A 16,272-nucleotide genomic window follows, 5' to 3' on the forward strand; every position below is an offset into this window, starting at 1 on the left:
TGTTGCCTTAGTCGTTATCAGATTCGCAGGTGATTTTTGTACAATCTCTGCAATTTTTAGCAGCGAATGCAAAAGCATCAGCAGCTGATTTTGGAGTATTGTCCATTTGTTTATCCGCATCCTGATCGGCAGCCACATCACTACTGCTGGCATTCGTTGAGCAAGTCCAGTTTTTATCCAGCGAAGTGGGGGTCGTGTTATCTGCCATTGAAACAGATGCGAAGGATAACAATAATCCGCTAATAATAATTGGTAAATTCCTTTTCATTCTATTCTCCTCGTTAACGTTGAGTTCATCAGGGGTACTCAGGTAACTTGGATTGTACCCTACTTATTAAGTATTGGTCCTGTTAAGCAAACTTACAAGTCAATGATGCCAAGCTCGCTGACTTTATTACAGAAGAAAGCGAGCAGCTCGTTAATTAAATTCAATTTATGTTTATGGTTTTTATAAATTGCATAAAGCATTATTTCTGGTGAGGTTTCATTGCCAAGAACTGGCACTAGCAATCCCTTCTCAACCTCTTCCATTACAGTGAAATGAGGGGCCCAGATTAAGCCAATACCCGCTGCGGCAGCCTGTTTTAGAATACAGGCATTATTACTCTGAAAATTACCTTGTACATGGATAATTTTATTATTCAAAATCCATTTATTCTGTAGTCCATACAAGGTGTTAATCAGACAATTATGCTGATTAAGATCTTCAGCGGTTTCCGGGTTGCCATTGCGGTTGAGGTAAGCCTCTGAACCGTAGACATTACGCTGCACAGAAAACAATTTCTTACAAACAAGATTGGGGTAGCGAATGGGCTCGAAACTTATGCTTAAATCGAATGAATGCTGAAAAAAACTGGCATGATCTGAACCGGCTATTATTTCCAATGAGACACCCGGGTGGAGTTTTATAAATTCTATGCCTAAAGACGTAAAAAAAGTAATGGCGGGTGAAACGGTGAGGTAAAGGCTGATTTTTCCTTGTAAATGACTTTTTTTGTTCTGAGAAATAGATTGAATATCGCCTATTTCCTCAAATAGATTTCCCGCTTTTTCATATAAAGTTTTCCCAGCGTCAGTTAAAATCAATTGCTTCGTTGAGCGAATAAAAAGCTTCATTTTTAATTCGTCCTCAAGCCAGTTAATTTGCTTACTGACTTTGGAGGGGGAAACATTCAATAATCTTGAAGCTGCCGAAAAGCTGTTATTTTCAACAACGGTAGTAAAACTTTTCAGGCATTCTATGAGATTCATATCGTCTCTTTTAAATGAGGCTTATTTAAATAGTGTACGCCAATTGCAAATATTTGAGAAAAGGGAAAGGGTTATTGGGCTAGATAACCAGCCCAATAGGGATATTGCAGCTTATTGACTACGGCCGATGTGTTGAGACATTGAGCTTTTCAGCTCATCCAGCTGGCGATGAGCTCTTTCTTCATTGCCAAGACCATGTTCCGAGAAGCGGACTTTGACATCGCCTAAAAGTCTGCTGTTGAAGAATACTCCCTGATATCCTTTCTCTGTGTAATGCTGGGGTCGATTTAAATTAAACTCCAGGCGCATATCCTTTAATGCTTTTATGGCAGTTAGTTTGGCCGACAGTATCAGCATGTCCTGAATTTCTTTGGTAAATTCAGGACAATACCAATCTTTCCTGGCGGGGATTTCGATATCAATGAAGGACTCTGGATGTGCGTTGCTGAAAATTTCAGGAAGCCAGTTTTTTCCAACAAATTGCTCTTTGGAAAGGATTTTTTGCTGGCAAAAGTTTCGCTGTAAGACGCCAGGTCCTGTACCATCATTGGTTTTTCGTTCAATGATTGTCAAGCGGCCATCTCTGAGTGCCAGACCATCGAATTCTTGCTGAAACTGTTTGCAAGGAGAGTATACTTCAAAAGATTTATAGAGATTAGCGGCTAACTCCATCACATAATCATTCACTGCCTGCTCAAAGGGATCAGCTTCTTTTTCTATTTCTTTACCTTTTTCCTTATCCTCCACCTCTTCCAGGGGAATATTATCGAATAATTCCTGAATCAGAGCTTCCAGACTCTCTTTCTGATTCTCTTCTTCATATAGAAACTCAACTTCGTGAGCGTCCTCTGCATGAGGCGGTTGGTATTTCAGGGGGGGGAGGGTGTTGAAATGTTCCAGATTATTCAACCACTGTTGTATGACTTCCAGATCATTAATGGATTCTGCTTTTTCGTATAAGGCAAGATATTCTTTCTGATAGGCACGATAGGTTTCTGAATCCATCTCGCCATCCAGTTCCTGTTTTTTCAGATTTAGCATGGAACTGATTGATTTTAAATAGATAATCAAACCGATGACTGCATCGTTTTTCAATTGAAAGCAGACTTCCAAATGGCGCTGAGTCTGTTCAAGGCAGCGCGATTTAATTTCTTTTTCCAATCGGGCGCACTCCAGTCTAAGCAATTGCCTGCTCGCTTCAAACGAAGGTTTTTTCTCACTGGAAGGCGGGAGAATGCGAAGAAAATTTGCATAATAATAGTTAAAGTCTTCGCTTTCCTCAGGGACTATCGCAGCGGGAAAATCTGATTTATCTGTCAGATAATGATTGTATTGTACGAGGACAAAGTTATAAGCGTCATCCAGCGTTTGCTGTCGGGAACGTTCAGCTTTAGGATTATCTTCTTTTGTTTCAGACTGGATTTGGGCTCGTTCATGTTTTAATTGTGTTAATGCATTTACAAAACGAGTCACGACGTCAGGAAGTCTCGGTAAAGTGTTGGGTGAAGAAAGCTTTTGTACATATTTCAAAGCCAGCATGATCTCATCAATTTTTTTGTCCATTTCTGAGAGCAGGTTTCTGTTTAAAGCGGGATCAGAGGAAAAGTACTCGCCGAATGGCCGGCCTTTAATAATACTTATCTGTTGATTAATCACCACAGTCAGCAATTGCACTAACTGCTGTTCTTCGCTGATATTCTCACTGACCAGCAATTGTGTATACAGTTTTCTAAAGGAATCGTTGACGCTGCGCTCTTCTTTTTCATCATAAGAGCTTACTGCCCAGTCGAACTGCGATTCCAATGCGTCCACGCCGCCATCGATTAAGAGGTCATTCCAGTCATAACCGTCTGTGTCAGGAGTCTTTGGTACAGGCTCTTTGATAATCACCTGGTAGCCAGCTGATTCAAATAATTCATGTGCCTTCCGGAAGGCTATATCTGCATCTCCTTCGGGTTTATCATGATCTTTTAAGAGAACCACTTGGGTATTTGGCGGGAAATGCGTTTTGACATAGCTCAGGGTTGCAGGCAGTTCGTTGACCCCCATTGAAGCCAAGATGCTGAAATTATCTCTGATTGCAGGAATTGCAGCGATACTGGCAGCCGTTTCTACTCCTTCCGCGATAAAAACAAAATCAGGATTTCTTCCCTTATTGACCAGGGCAGCTTTTCCAGGACGCGAAGGATGGCCCGCTCCGAGATACCTCTTGCAATAATAGTCTTTTTCATCAACATGAATGGCCTGGGCTTTATTGCCGTGAGGGTCAAGTTGAATAATCTGCAGTCCGACCAACTGATCGTCCAGATTATAAACAGGAGCAATCAGGTAGTCATCATGTTGATTATTATCAAAACTCGCAATATTGAGAGGGCCTTTCAAGTATCTGAATTCTAAGTGCTTTACAGTTTCAGCCGGAATTTTTCTGGTAACAGTTAAATACAGCTCGGCCGCGGTGCCCTCAATAGGTTCGCTTTTTTTCCACAAATTCTGAGCTAATCGTACTTTATCATTGTCTTTTTGTTTCTGTATGAGCCTGCTTACTTCAACACTTTGCTTCATTCTAACTCCAGAAAGGATAATTTATGAAGCAATTGTAACAATGTTGGACAGAAATGAATATAGATAGATTTGGAAATCAGTTTTTTCCAAATCGTAAAAATTAAACTTCTGCCAGATTTCCTTTGGTTTCCAGCCAGGTTTTACGATCAGCTGCTCGCTTTTTCGCCAGTAACATGTCCATCAGTGCCATTGTTTCCTGTTCATTGTCCAGCGTTAACTGGACCAGCCGTCTGGTATTGGGATCCATTGTCGTTTCACGCAGCTGAATGGGATTCATTTCACCTAGTCCTTTAAACCGCTGCACATTGACTTTTCCCTTATTGGCTTTAAGGAACTGCTCCACAATTTTAATCTTTTCAGCATCATCCAGCGCATATTGAACGGTTTTTCCCATATCAATGCGATATAAGGGAGGCATCGCCACAAATACATGGCCGGCAGATACCAGAGGACGAAAATGTTTTAGAAAAAGCGCACAGATCAGGGTGGCGATGTGAGCGCCATCTGAATCAGCATCCGCAAGAATACATAATTTGCCATAGCGAAGGCCTGAGAGATCATCCGAACCCGGATCAACTCCTATTGCCACTGAAATATCATGAATTTCCTGTGAGGCCAGAACCTGGCTTGATTCGACTTCCCATGAATTCAGAATCTTGCCGCGTAAAGGCAAGATTGCCTGGAAGTCTTTGTTACGTGCCTGCTTGGCTGAACCGCCTGCCGAGTCTCCTTCCACCAGGAAAAGTTCAGCCATCGATAAATCCTGCTGCAGGCAGTCAGCCAGCTTGCCGGGAAGTGCTGGACCCTGATGAATGCGTTTACGGGCAACCTGTTTCGCCTGACGCAAGCGCTTTTGCGCACGTTCGATAGCGAGGGCTGCGATAATCTCTCCCTGGCTGCGATGCTGATTTAACCACAATGCGAATGCATCTTTTATCACATTGCTGACAAAGGCGGCGGTCTGTCTTGAACTTAACCGTTCCTTGGTCTGCCCTGCAAACTGCGGCTCTTTCATTTTTACAGACAAAATATACTGGCATGGTTCCCACAGGTCATCTGCGGTCAGTTTAACCGCACGCGGCAAAAGATTGCGTAATTCGCAAAAGGTAGAGAGTGCATCATACAAACCTGCTCTCAGCCCATTGACATGTGTTCCCCCTTGCGGAGTCGGGATTAAATTAACGTAACTTTCGCTTGAACCGCTGGCCTGAGTACCTAAAGACCAGGCCAGAGCCCAATCAACCGTTCCTTCTTCACTGCTGTACTCACCGCTAAAAGGCTCTTCCGGTAAAAAATCTTCAGGGAGCGATTGACGCAGATAATCGGTCAGGCCTCTTTCATAACACCAGTGTGTCTGCTCGCCACTGACCTTATTAATGAATGTCATGGATAAGCCAGGACAAAGCACCGCTTTAGCCCGCAATACATGGATGAGCGGCTTGATGGAAAAGCGAATGGAGTCAAAATATTTTTCATTAGGCCAAAAACGAATACAGGTTCCGGTATCGCGTTTACGAGTCACGCCCACTTCGTTTAATTCCTGTACTTTATCGCCGTTAGCAAAGGCCATTTGATAAATGATGCCGTTGCGTTTTATCTGTACATCCACCCGTTCAGATAAGGCATTAACTACGGAAACGCCTACGCCATGTAAACCGCCTGAAAAACTGTAATTTTTATCTGAAAATTTCCCCCCGGCATGCAGACGAGTCATAATGACCTCCACGCCGCTGAGGCCGAGCTGCGGGTGTAAATCGACTGGCATCCCCCGGCCATTATCTTCGACTTCAATAGAGCCGTCTTCATGCAGGGTTACGATGATTTTGCTGGCATGGCCGGCAATCACTTCATCGACGCTATTGTCAATGACTTCCTGGGCCAGATGGTTAGGGCGGGTGGTATCGGTATACATTCCCGGCCGGCGTTGTACCGGTTCAAGGCCATTGAGTACCTCAATGGCTTCGGCGGTATAGTTATCAGACATTGCTTATATCACTTCATTATTTAATTGAATTTAGTCTACCACAAATAACACCGGGGGACACCGATGGATATTGCCATTAATTAAGAAAACTGTTGGTGCTAAAGGTTCATGCGACAGCGGGCTTTGTTGCCTAAATGAAAATAAGTGCCTAAAAAACTGTCTTTGCGAGCGGTAGCGAAGCAATCCATAGCTCCGGACTTTATTCAGAATTCGATCTGGATTGCTTCACTTCGTTCGCAAAGACGACAGGTAACTTGCTTGGTTCTATCTATGCAACAGCGCCGGTTGCAGCAACCGGGCTACCAGTAAATACATCATTTAGGGAGATTTCATTTTCTCAGAACTGTCCTCCTGCTCTAGCGATTCCAGTTCTTCTTTATTAATCTGCCCACTGGAAGCCATGTGGTCAATTGCCTTATGCAAGGTATCCGCCAGACGGCTTTTGGTAAGGGCTATACCAAAAATTTTAATTGTATTTTTGTAATGATCCTGAACGGTTTCTCGCTCAGCCTGACGCAATGCCTTTGCTATGCGAAAGGCATAAGATTCATCGCTGGGAGTATTAATGATAGTTTTAATTTGCTCATGTAACTTCTCAATGGTGTTTACACGCTTCTGGCTTTGCTTAAAGAAAACACCACTATGCTTCGCTTCGTTGTAAGTACGCAGCTCGGCATTCAGGAAGTCATCAAGAATTTTTATAGAGGCCTCAGTGACACGTGATTTATCAGAAGATACAAGGTCTGTCGAAAACAAAGTATCAACCTCTTGTTTTAAAACATTATTACGGCCTGAAAATGTGGTCATTTCCTTTTTTAATTCCCGCATATTCTTTAAATTGTCAAAGTCCTGCTTGAATGTTTCACTGGGAGAATGCGTCGAGGTCAGCAATTTGCTTCTCAGCTCAAGATAACCATTCTCCCATTCATTTTTCACATCGGGCTTATCAAGCTCTGCATCAATAGATTGAATATTAGTGATCCGCTCCGTTAGTTCCGCCTGAAATTGCTGAAGACCGTTGTCATTTCGGGTGATAAAATCCAGACAGCTGTCCGCATCTGAAAAGGCAGACGCCAGGCCTGAAACTATTTCTGAATAGATTTTTTTCTGCCCCTCGGTCAAATGCGAAGGTTCAGTTAATTTAAAGTCCCGGGTAATCTGCTCTGCCTGCGTTAACAGCTTTTCCATTGCAGCAAAACTATCAGGAGAATCCTTACCCAGTAAATTCAATGCGCTTTTTTTAATCGAGTCTAAAAGCGCCTGATTGCAACCGTTGGCGGCTAACTGATGAATGGCAATGAATTTCGTTAGCTTTGGAAGCTTATTTAATAATTCTTCGGTGTCAAATGCAGCAAGACTTTCAAATGGATCAAGTGCCAATTCCTGCAGTACATTGTACTCCGCCGTATTCTGTATATTTTGTTTAAATTCTTCCGATAGTATTAAGTCAGAAATACGGTAAAATTCCTGAAGCCTTGTGAACAGCTCCGCTTCTTCCAGCCGTTGACAATAGGCGCTGACCTGTTCAGGTGCATAGTATTTGCCAGTGATATCCTGAATAACCTGTTCAGTAATCTTTTGGTTTTGTGGACTCAGTCCGGCTTTCAGGTCATTAAGGCGTTGAATTAAATTATCAACTGTTCTAATGTCTTCAATTATTTGAGTTGCCTTGGATGCCAGGGAAAAAGAGAATGTATCCAGCGACTTTTCATTAACCAGCTCTGTTTTTAATTCGTTTAGCGCGGCCTGGCGATCGCCCGGGCCGTTCTGCTGAAGTAAGCTGTCCACTTCCAGGACCAGAGTATTCAGTTGGGGCAGGGTATTTTTCAGCGCTTGCAGTTCTTCTATTTTCTCAGGATCCAACAGACCGCCGCCGGTGAATTTATCTATATTCTCCCGGTAAAGTGCAAAGCCATCATAACCCACTCCCGTTTGTTCCAGTTCCTGTCGAATGGATTCAAGTGACTGAGTTAGCTGTTCTTGTCTCGGCAAGTTTGCATGAATATATTCCGCACTTCTTTCCTTAGAGGGAGGAGAGGTTAACACTTTCTCCACAAAAATCATTTTCTCGCCCGTTAATCCCTGAGAACTGATATTTTGCAATAGCTGAGGAAAGTGCTCTTGCAGGGCGATGCCCACTGCAACCCAGTTTTTTGAATACTCTGTCTCGTGCAGCCACTGGTTTACGAATGCTTCATCCGGTGCAATACCTAATTCTTTAAGTGCTATCAAAGTGTTGTCGTTCACGCGTCCCCGCCTGAGTGCCTCTGATAGACCATCTGCACTAATTTTAGATAGAATCAGGTCTTTGTCTTCCTGCAGGCGCTCATAATCAGTGAAGTCGACTGCTGATAAGACTCGCCATATATCTTCATAAAATAAATCGAACAGTGGCTTTCCCTGAGGACCAAGCGCGGATAGAGTGTTTAAGGCCCCTTCTATTGTACTTGTATAATGGCCCTGGAAAATCTTATCCATAATTTCTGGTTTTTCCTTTAAATACTGCTCTATCAACCAGAATGAGTTAATGTCTTGATTCTGCACCATATAGAGAATTTTCGAACCTACCTCTTTTAACCGCAGATCATAAAACAAGTCGTTTGGCTGAGGCAGGCTGTGGAACGCAGTAATTAATTCCCTGGCGTCCCTGGAGAGAAGCAGGTCTTTCACATAGTCGTCTGAGAAAAATTTTTGTATGGTCGGATCCGTTGTGCTGGCCCTTAAAATTTCTCCGTATTTCTGATTTAGTTCCGGGAATTGGCGAAGAAAATCCCGTGCCAGGGCCACAGGATTAATCGACATCGTTTCCGGCAGAGTAACCCTTTGATTTGAGCTGATCTTAAACCCGTAACCTGGAAATGGCTGTGGCGGAAGTGTATCTAAAAATAGAATGGGGAAGTCCTCATCATGTCTTCTATACGCATCACTGGAAAGAATGGCTTTCAAGAAAATAAAGCGATCTTCTAATTCAGGCAGGTTCTTGTCGATAAATTTATAATAGTGATGGGCACTATTTTCCGCCATTGCCCGATTCTGATACACGGAAGCGCCATTGGGCGCGTTGGTAACATTCATAGGAATATAGGCGCGATTGGAAGGGCTATACTTAAAGGGAAAGCCTTTACCATTAAACTTTCTGTCATGATTGGGCATACAGGTTTATCCAATAGTTTATTATTGAGTAAATATTAGCACAATATGGTAATAAATTGACATCTTCCTTGTTGTAACTCCCCACGTCATCCCGAGCACAGCAGGGAGATCGCTCGGGATGACGTGGGAGTTTTACTCCACCACAATATCCGGGAAGCGATCCGCATAATTCAGAGGCTTTTGCGCTAATCGAATAGCGAATTCCAAAGCGGTTTTATGAAAAATATCTGCTAATGCCGCATCTTTTGCAAGAGCGGCAGGCTGGCCTTCATCGCAATGATTACGGATAGCAGTTTCTAATGGCCATTGTCCCAGGAGAGGCACATTATATTTTTCGCTTAAATTTTTAGCCCCGCCTGTACCAAAAATTGCATCCTGGTGACCGCAGGCACTGCAGTTGTGCCAAGCCATATTTTCGATAATACCCAGCACATCAATATGAGTTTTTTCAAACATCATAATGGCTTTTTGAGCGTCGAGAGTCGCAACTGGCTGCGGTGTGGTGACGATAACGGCTCCAGTCAGAGGAATTTTTTGTACCAGACTTAATTGAATATCGCCTGTTCCCGGGGGCAAATCAATAAACAAATAATCCAGTTCATGCCAGAGGGTTATATCAAGCATTTGAAGCAGGGCTTTTGCCAGCATCGGGCCTCTCCAGACCAATGCCTGATCGCTATCTTCCGTCAGATAGGCAATTGACATCGCTTGAATCCCATGCACTTCAACGGGTAAATAATGATCATTTTCAACTTTTACCGGCGAAGAGCTTCCCAGCATGAGGGGAATACTTGGACCATAAATGTCGGCATCCAGAATCCCAACCCGCGCACCTGCTCGGGCAAGGGCTGTCGCTAAATTGATGGTCACAGTTGATTTGCCGACCCCTCCTTTGCCGGAGGCAACTGCAATAATGTTTTTAACACCGCGTAAGCCCTTACCGCTCATTTGTGTGCGATGAGTCTGGATTTTGCTTTGTAAATCAATTTCAACTGCCATTCCCGGGCTTGCAGCGCGGGCCTTTTTATTTAATAAATCGAGCAAAGCTTCTTTTATCCCGAGGATAGGAAAGCCGGCCGTAAACCGAATCTTTAGTATCTCATCAGCTTCGATGCTATATTTCAGTCCTAACTCTTCAATGGTTTTATTAAGAAAAGGAACCTGCATTGAGGCAATCTGGTAAAGAAGTTGATCGACTTGATTCATAATGTGGTCACAGGCTGACAGGAAACGGGGTAGCTTACACTATTTGAGATGTGTCCACCACATGTGAAGTTTCGGCATAGGCCCAATGAATCCAAAGACCAGTGGCCAGATAATATACACCGCAATGCACAGGCCGCTGATCTCTTTGTGAGATATAGCGGGCATAACTCTCAACCTGCAGACGATGTTCCTCTCTGGCCTGGCTATTTTCATCGCCTGTTTTAAAATCAATGATCCAGAGAATACCATTCTCAACAAACATCCTGTCGATAATTCGTGTGACAATCTGATTATTTTCCTCTACCAGGATAGGGTACTCAGAGAACTCCTCTTCATGCTGCTGACAAATCCATTGTCCGACCGGATTAGAGCAAAAATTGCAAAGATAGTCTTTTATAGTCGACATACCATTAATTTGCTCTTGCAAAGAACAACCCTGACTTTTTAAATAGTCAGAGGCTAGATGCCAGGGAATTTCTGATACAGAAAGCGGATGATGCTCGCCAATCCATTGCAATAAAAGATGGATGGCATTACCCAGATGACGTGCGATATTATCGTCTATCCATTGAATAGGAAGGGAAAAGGGATTAGCGGACTCATAGGCATTCACTCTGGAATACAATTCAATCGGCAAACGGTAAAGAACAGGAAGAGCCTGCTCCGATTCCCGGGCAGCTTCATTCTCAGCAATAAACTCTTCCCGGATTAAGCTTCTAAAGCTCCCCTCACGGGCTTTTTCCTGATGGTCAAAAAGATAGAGGCGTTTTTTAGCCCGGGTAATAGCAACATATAATAAACGCTGTTGTTCGTAGCTTTCTTTTTCAGAATGTATTTCGCCGATGTAATCGTACAACTGACAGTTATGCTCATGTGCTGCTCTTACTGGCGACATGAGGAAAAGCGCGTTTTGTGCCTGACGGGGCATTTTTAGCCATCGGAAAAGCGGCTTGTCTGATTGTGCTGATTTGCTGCCCAGGCCGGGAAGGATCACTGTGTCAAATTCAAGGCCCTTTGATTTATGGATAGTCATAATCTGTAAACGGGAAAAAGCGGCTTCCCGAGCATAAAGCTCATTAAACTGGCGCTCAAATTGCGGCAAATCATTTAATAAGCCATTGTCATCGTATTTTTCCAAAAGACTCAGGAATTGCTCAATATCCTGCTCTTGCGCAGCTTCTAAAATAGAGTTGAAGTGAAAGCGTTCCGCAGTGATTTTTACCCAACTGGCCAGTGATTGCCTATTCCGCTCTTTAAAAGCCTGCCTGAAGAGGGAGCTGGCAAATTGCACGCGAATCTGGCTGTCCGGGCTTAGCGATTGAACAAGAGATTCTGTGCTCATCAACTCAAGCAACGTCGCTTTTTTATCTGCGTCGGCGAGGTGGTATAAGTCAGTTAAGGATAAGCCGACTGAAGGACTTCTGAGAAATGCCATCCAGGAGCTACGGTCAGCCGGCATTAACAGCGCCTTTGTTAAAGACCAGATGTCCTGCAAATGGGGCAGGTTAGCTAATCGCTCAATGTCGACTCCCTGAAACGCAATGCCTTCACTGCGTAAAACGGCTGTAATAGCCTGCAATTGGGATCGTGAGCGCACAAGAATGGCCACACTATCGTCAGGATGTTGAGCTTGCTGGGCTTTAATAAGGCTTGCAACTGCCTGCGCTTCCGATTCCTTGCTAGAGAATTGTCGGGCAACGATATGACTATTCTCCCGAGTTTGTATTACATTAACTGAGGGAGAAAAAGATATGGCTCCTGATTCGATATCATCTCGCGCAGGAAAAATGCTTTTAAACTCCTGATTAATCCATTCAATTACTGGTGCTGTTGAACGAAAATTACTGCATAATTCCAGCGAGTGCAGAGGAACAGGGCCAATGCCTTCCTCTTTCGCTTTTAAAAACAATCCCACTTCCGCCTGTCGGAAGCGATAAATGGATTGCATCGGATCCCCTACAACAAACAAGGTTTTATTTTCAGAGGGCAGCCACCCCTGAACCAGTTTTTCCAGCAACTGATATTGCTGAATGGAGGTATCCTGAAATTCATCGATAAGCAGGTGATGGATACTGTAATCAAGATAAAGGCTTAAGTCGGTGGGATTGTCTTCATCGCCTAAAGCATGCAGTGCCTGTTGAGAAACGGCTGCAAAATCCACCTGATTTTTCTCAGTAAATACCATCTGTAAATGGGCTGCCAGCATAGGCAGCAGGGTCAGTAAGGATTGCAGAATATGCCATTGGTATCCATCGTAGACCGGTTCAGGCAATTGTTTAATTTTAATTAGCCTGTTGGTAAAGTCAGGGAATAATTCAAGTGCTGCCAGCAATTGTTTACTGTCGTTTTTTAAAGCCTGGTATTCCGCTTTCGGACAACTATTAGCCTTCAGACCGACATGATGATCAAAGCCGTTGCGCAGTTTGTCCGCTTTCGTTAGTAGCAGTGAAGCCAGACCAAGACCCAATTCCTTAGTTAATTCCTCAAACTTATTCCAGGATTTCAGCGGATAGCGTAAAGAGCCTGGGTCATTTTCGATTGAAGCCGCATGCTGGCATAACTTGCGCAGGGTTTCACGCAGGGATACCGGAACACTTTCCTGAAAGCGCTTGATTTCATGGTTCTCTATCCAGCGTAAAGCCTGTTCAAATGAACTCTTTGTTTGGGCACGCACGGAATAGATAAGTCCTAACCATTGTTCCCTGGTTGCCAGTAAACTGGAAAACAGGTCCAGTAATTTATCCTGGCGATTATCAAGGTGTTCAAGCAGGGCCTGAATTGGAGGCTGTAGTTCCTGGGTCTCAAGGCAGTTATGCAGGCATTGACGAGCTGCGAGTCGATACAGCTCAGCCTGATTTTCCGTGATTGCAGCAAAATTGCTTTCCTGTTCCAGCAAAGGGATTGACTGCGCCAGATATTGGCATAAGGAGTCAATCGTCATTACTTTTAATCGGCCGGGCTGCTGCAATAATTGCCAGCCCATTCGCCTGCTATGCTCCAGTGCAGACTGCGCATAACTAAAGGTAAGTTGCTGGTGGGTGTTGGCAGGAGTCTGATTTTGTTCTGCCTTTTCCAAGGCCAGCAAAATCCGCTCCTTCATCTCACTCGCAGCCTTACGGGTAAAGGTTAACGCGATGATTTGTTCTGGCGCACTGACCTGGCTCAGCAGCCGCAAAAAACGCTGAGTAAGTAATTCCGTTTTTCCTGAACCGGCAGGTGCCTGCACAATGAAGGAGCGCCGGGGATCAGTGGCCTCTCTGCGCTCGAATGCGTCCTTAAGCATATTAGTCAACAACGATTTCCTGCGCAGGGGGGCGTAAATTGTAGTTGGAGCCCATGCAATGACCATAAGCACCGGTATTGGCAATCAGCATAATGTCATTTTCACTGGTGTCTGGCATCAGACGGTTGTAACCCAGAGTATCTCCGGATTCACATATTGGCCCTACAATATGGGCAAATCCAACTTTTTCCTCGTGCAGCCGGCTAAGATTAACTATCTCATGATAAGCGCCGTAGAGCGAGGGGCGAACCAGAGAGTTCATGCCCGTTTCTATACCAATAAAGCGCACTCTGCCTTTATCCTTACATTGCGTTACTCTGGCAAGGATCACACCACTGTTGGCTACAAAATATCGGCCTGGTTCCAACCAGAAAGACAATTGCGGGAACTGGGATTTAATCGCCATCAGCGAGCTGTCGAATGCAGCCAGGTCCAGGGCGCGTTGGCCAGGTTTTTCTGCAATTCCCAAGCCGCCTCCCAGATTAATGATAGTGATTTCGGGAAACAGTTTGGTAAAATTGGCCAGCATTCTGGCAGTGTCCTGCCATAATTCAGGAGTCAGAATGCCGCTGCCGGAGTGAGAGTGTAAGCCGACAACCTGAATTTTCAGCTCGGAAATCAACTCTGCTGCAAGGCTTAAGTCATTTTGCGGAATGCCGAATTTCGACTCGTTGCCTGCTGTGCTTACAAACTTGTGATGGCCTGCGCCAGTGCCGGGATCTACTCTTAAAAAAAGTTTTCGGTTTTTAAAAATTTCTGGCCATGTCTGTAAAGGATAGAGATTATCGATAGTCAGATGACACTCCAGATCCAGTGCAAATTCATATTCGACCCGTGGTGCAAAATTGGGAGTGAATAATATTCTTTCGCGAGAAATAGCAGGAAAGAGAGTGAGAACATGTTTTAGTTCATTGATGGAAACGCACTCAAATCCGATGCCCTTGTCATGTAAAGTCTTGAGAATTTCAGGGTGGGGATTGGCTTTAACCGAATAAAACAATTCATCAATGGATTCGAGATTGATTAGCTCATCGGCCTTTTGCTGCTGAGTTTCGCGATCATACGCATAGCAGGGCGAGTATTGCTGCGCCAGATCAAGTAGTTGCTCACGCTTGCTTTCCCACCAGGGGGCTTTTTGAATTTCGGGCTTGCCGAATTCCTCATGCCAGCTTTTTGAATAATAGAAACTTTGCGGATTATTTTCGATCAATAATTGATGAAGTTTCTGGCAAAGTTTTTCTGCATGCGATTCATCCACAACAAAGGTCATATTAAGATCGTTTGATGCGAGCGACATCAGATAGATTTGCTTGGCTTCAAATACTTCAAGTGTCGGGCCCAATTGCGGCAATACGGTGCGAATGTGATGGCCCACCAGACTAACGGCACTGCAAGGTTCAATTATCTTGGCACGGCCGAAACGGTTGAGGTCAATTATCAGTGCGTTTAATACTTCACGATCTCTTAGCTTGACGCTGCTGTCTAATGAGAGGGTCACGTTAAACTCAGAGGATGAAAGCAGATCAACTGAAAAGCCGTGGTGCTTAAAGGCGGTGAAAACATCTGCGAGAAATCCTACCTGCTGCCACATATTCAAGGTGTCAATTGATATAAGGATAATGCTGTGTTTTACCTGAATGGATTTAATAGGCGGCGCCAGTTCATCGCTATCCTTGGAAATCATGGTTCCTGAATGCTCAGGCATGCGTGTGAATTTGACGACCATCGGAATACCGGCATTGCGCACAGGCGGCAAACAATTGGGATGCAATACCTTGGCACCCATCGATGCGATTTCCTGGGCTTCGTCGTAGTTGAGCTGTTTTAAAAGCCTGGCATGCGGCATTTGATGCGGATTGGCAGTATAAATTCCTGGTACATCCGTCCAGATTTCACAGAGACTCGCCTGTAGTTTGGCCGCCAGTAAAGCCGCTGAAGTGTCAGAGCCGCCCCGTCCCAGTAATACAGTGTCACCTTGAGGATTTGCTGCAAAAAAGCCCTGGGTAATAATTGCCTGATGACCGGAATTCAGCAGTTCGCTGGCAAGTTCGGGTTGCGGGTCACTGTGACAACGTGCGGACAGATAATTAACGGAGTCGCCTCCTGGAATCGGGGTTGAGACCAATGCTTTTCGAACATCATACCAGAGACAATGAATACCCCTGGCTTCAAGAAAGGCGTGGCCAAGCCGGGTCATCATAATTTCCCCGAGAGACAGGACCTGCGCGCGTGTTTTTGCGGGGGCCTCTCGCAAAAGAGCAATCCCTGTCAGCCATTTTTCAAGCTGTTCCAGTTCTGTCTGAATCAGCGAAGGGGATAAGCCCAGTTCTTCTATCAACTGGTAATGGCTCTGCTCGATATCATCATAAATACTTTTGTGCTGATCAACTAGAGCGGCTTCAATCGCTTGCTCAAGCTTATTGGAAATCTGGGTCATTGCCGAGCAGACTATGACAGGCTGCAAGCCATTTTTTATGTGCTTCTGAGTGATAAGGCTAATATTTTCCCAGGTTTGTAAAGAGGAGACGCTGGTGCCTCCAAATTTGGTTACTATTTGCTGCATAATATACTCGCACAAAAAAAGACCACATTACCACGGAGTTGTGAGAAAAGACAAGTGGAGAAGAAGCTGAGGCGGAAATAAAAAACCAATGTGATTTTATATATTCCACTTTGATTTTTTATTTACTTATCAATGGTTTTTTTATGATTATTTTAATTGATTTAATTGAAAACTATTGTAATTCATTTATTATCTTTGCTTTGGCTGAACGATTGATAATATTGTTTGACAATGTTGTTTAAATTTTTGGGACGCATTAATAGTTAAGGA

General features: G+C 44.1%; 8 protein-coding genes. All 8 read right to left on the reverse strand.

What is annotated here, in order from left to right:
• Positions 1-7 precede the first annotated feature (7 nt).
• Complete coding sequence (locus B1207_RS09875) at positions 8-268, reverse strand: hypothetical protein (protein WP_172458262.1); 261 nt, start codon at positions 266-268, stop codon at positions 8-10.
• A gap of 92 nt (positions 269-360) precedes the next feature.
• A complete protein-coding gene (locus B1207_RS09880) occupies positions 361-1,251 on the reverse strand; it encodes a LysR family transcriptional regulator (protein ID WP_112219822.1) in 891 nt (296 codons plus the stop codon).
• 111 nt (positions 1,252-1,362) lie between these two features.
• Positions 1,363-3,813 (reverse strand): toprim domain-containing protein, encoded by a 2,451-nt coding sequence (locus tag B1207_RS09885; protein ID WP_112219823.1) that lies wholly within the window; start codon positions 3,811-3,813, stop codon positions 1,363-1,365.
• A gap of 100 nt (positions 3,814-3,913) precedes the next feature.
• Complete coding sequence (gene parE, locus B1207_RS09890) at positions 3,914-5,797, reverse strand: DNA topoisomerase IV subunit B (protein WP_112219824.1); 1,884 nt, start codon at positions 5,795-5,797, stop codon at positions 3,914-3,916.
• Between the two features lie 318 nt (positions 5,798-6,115).
• Complete coding sequence (locus B1207_RS09895) at positions 6,116-8,950, reverse strand: hypothetical protein (protein ID WP_112219825.1); 2,835 nt, start codon at positions 8,948-8,950, stop codon at positions 6,116-6,118.
• A gap of 132 nt (positions 8,951-9,082) precedes the next feature.
• A complete protein-coding gene (gene apbC / locus B1207_RS09900; protein ID WP_112219826.1) occupies positions 9,083-10,156 on the reverse strand; it encodes an iron-sulfur cluster carrier protein ApbC in 1,074 nt (357 codons plus the stop codon).
• Positions 10,157-10,190: 34 nt separating this feature from the next.
• The gene (locus B1207_RS09905; protein ID WP_253255833.1) at positions 10,191-13,451 is read right to left on the reverse strand and encodes a UvrD-helicase domain-containing protein; all 3,261 of its coding nucleotides are present in this window, start codon (positions 13,449-13,451) and stop codon (positions 10,191-10,193) included.
• Positions 13,441-16,002 (reverse strand): bifunctional aspartate kinase/diaminopimelate decarboxylase, encoded by a 2,562-nt coding sequence (locus B1207_RS09910; RefSeq protein WP_112219828.1) that lies wholly within the window; start codon positions 16,000-16,002, stop codon positions 13,441-13,443. The genes B1207_RS09905 and B1207_RS09910 overlap by 11 nt, the downstream gene beginning before the upstream one ends.
• Positions 16,003-16,272: the final 270 nt, after the last annotated feature.

The sequence above is a fragment of the Legionella quinlivanii genome, assembly GCF_003265995.1.
GTDB lineage: Bacteria > Pseudomonadota > Gammaproteobacteria > Legionellales > Legionellaceae > Legionella_C > Legionella_C quinlivanii_A.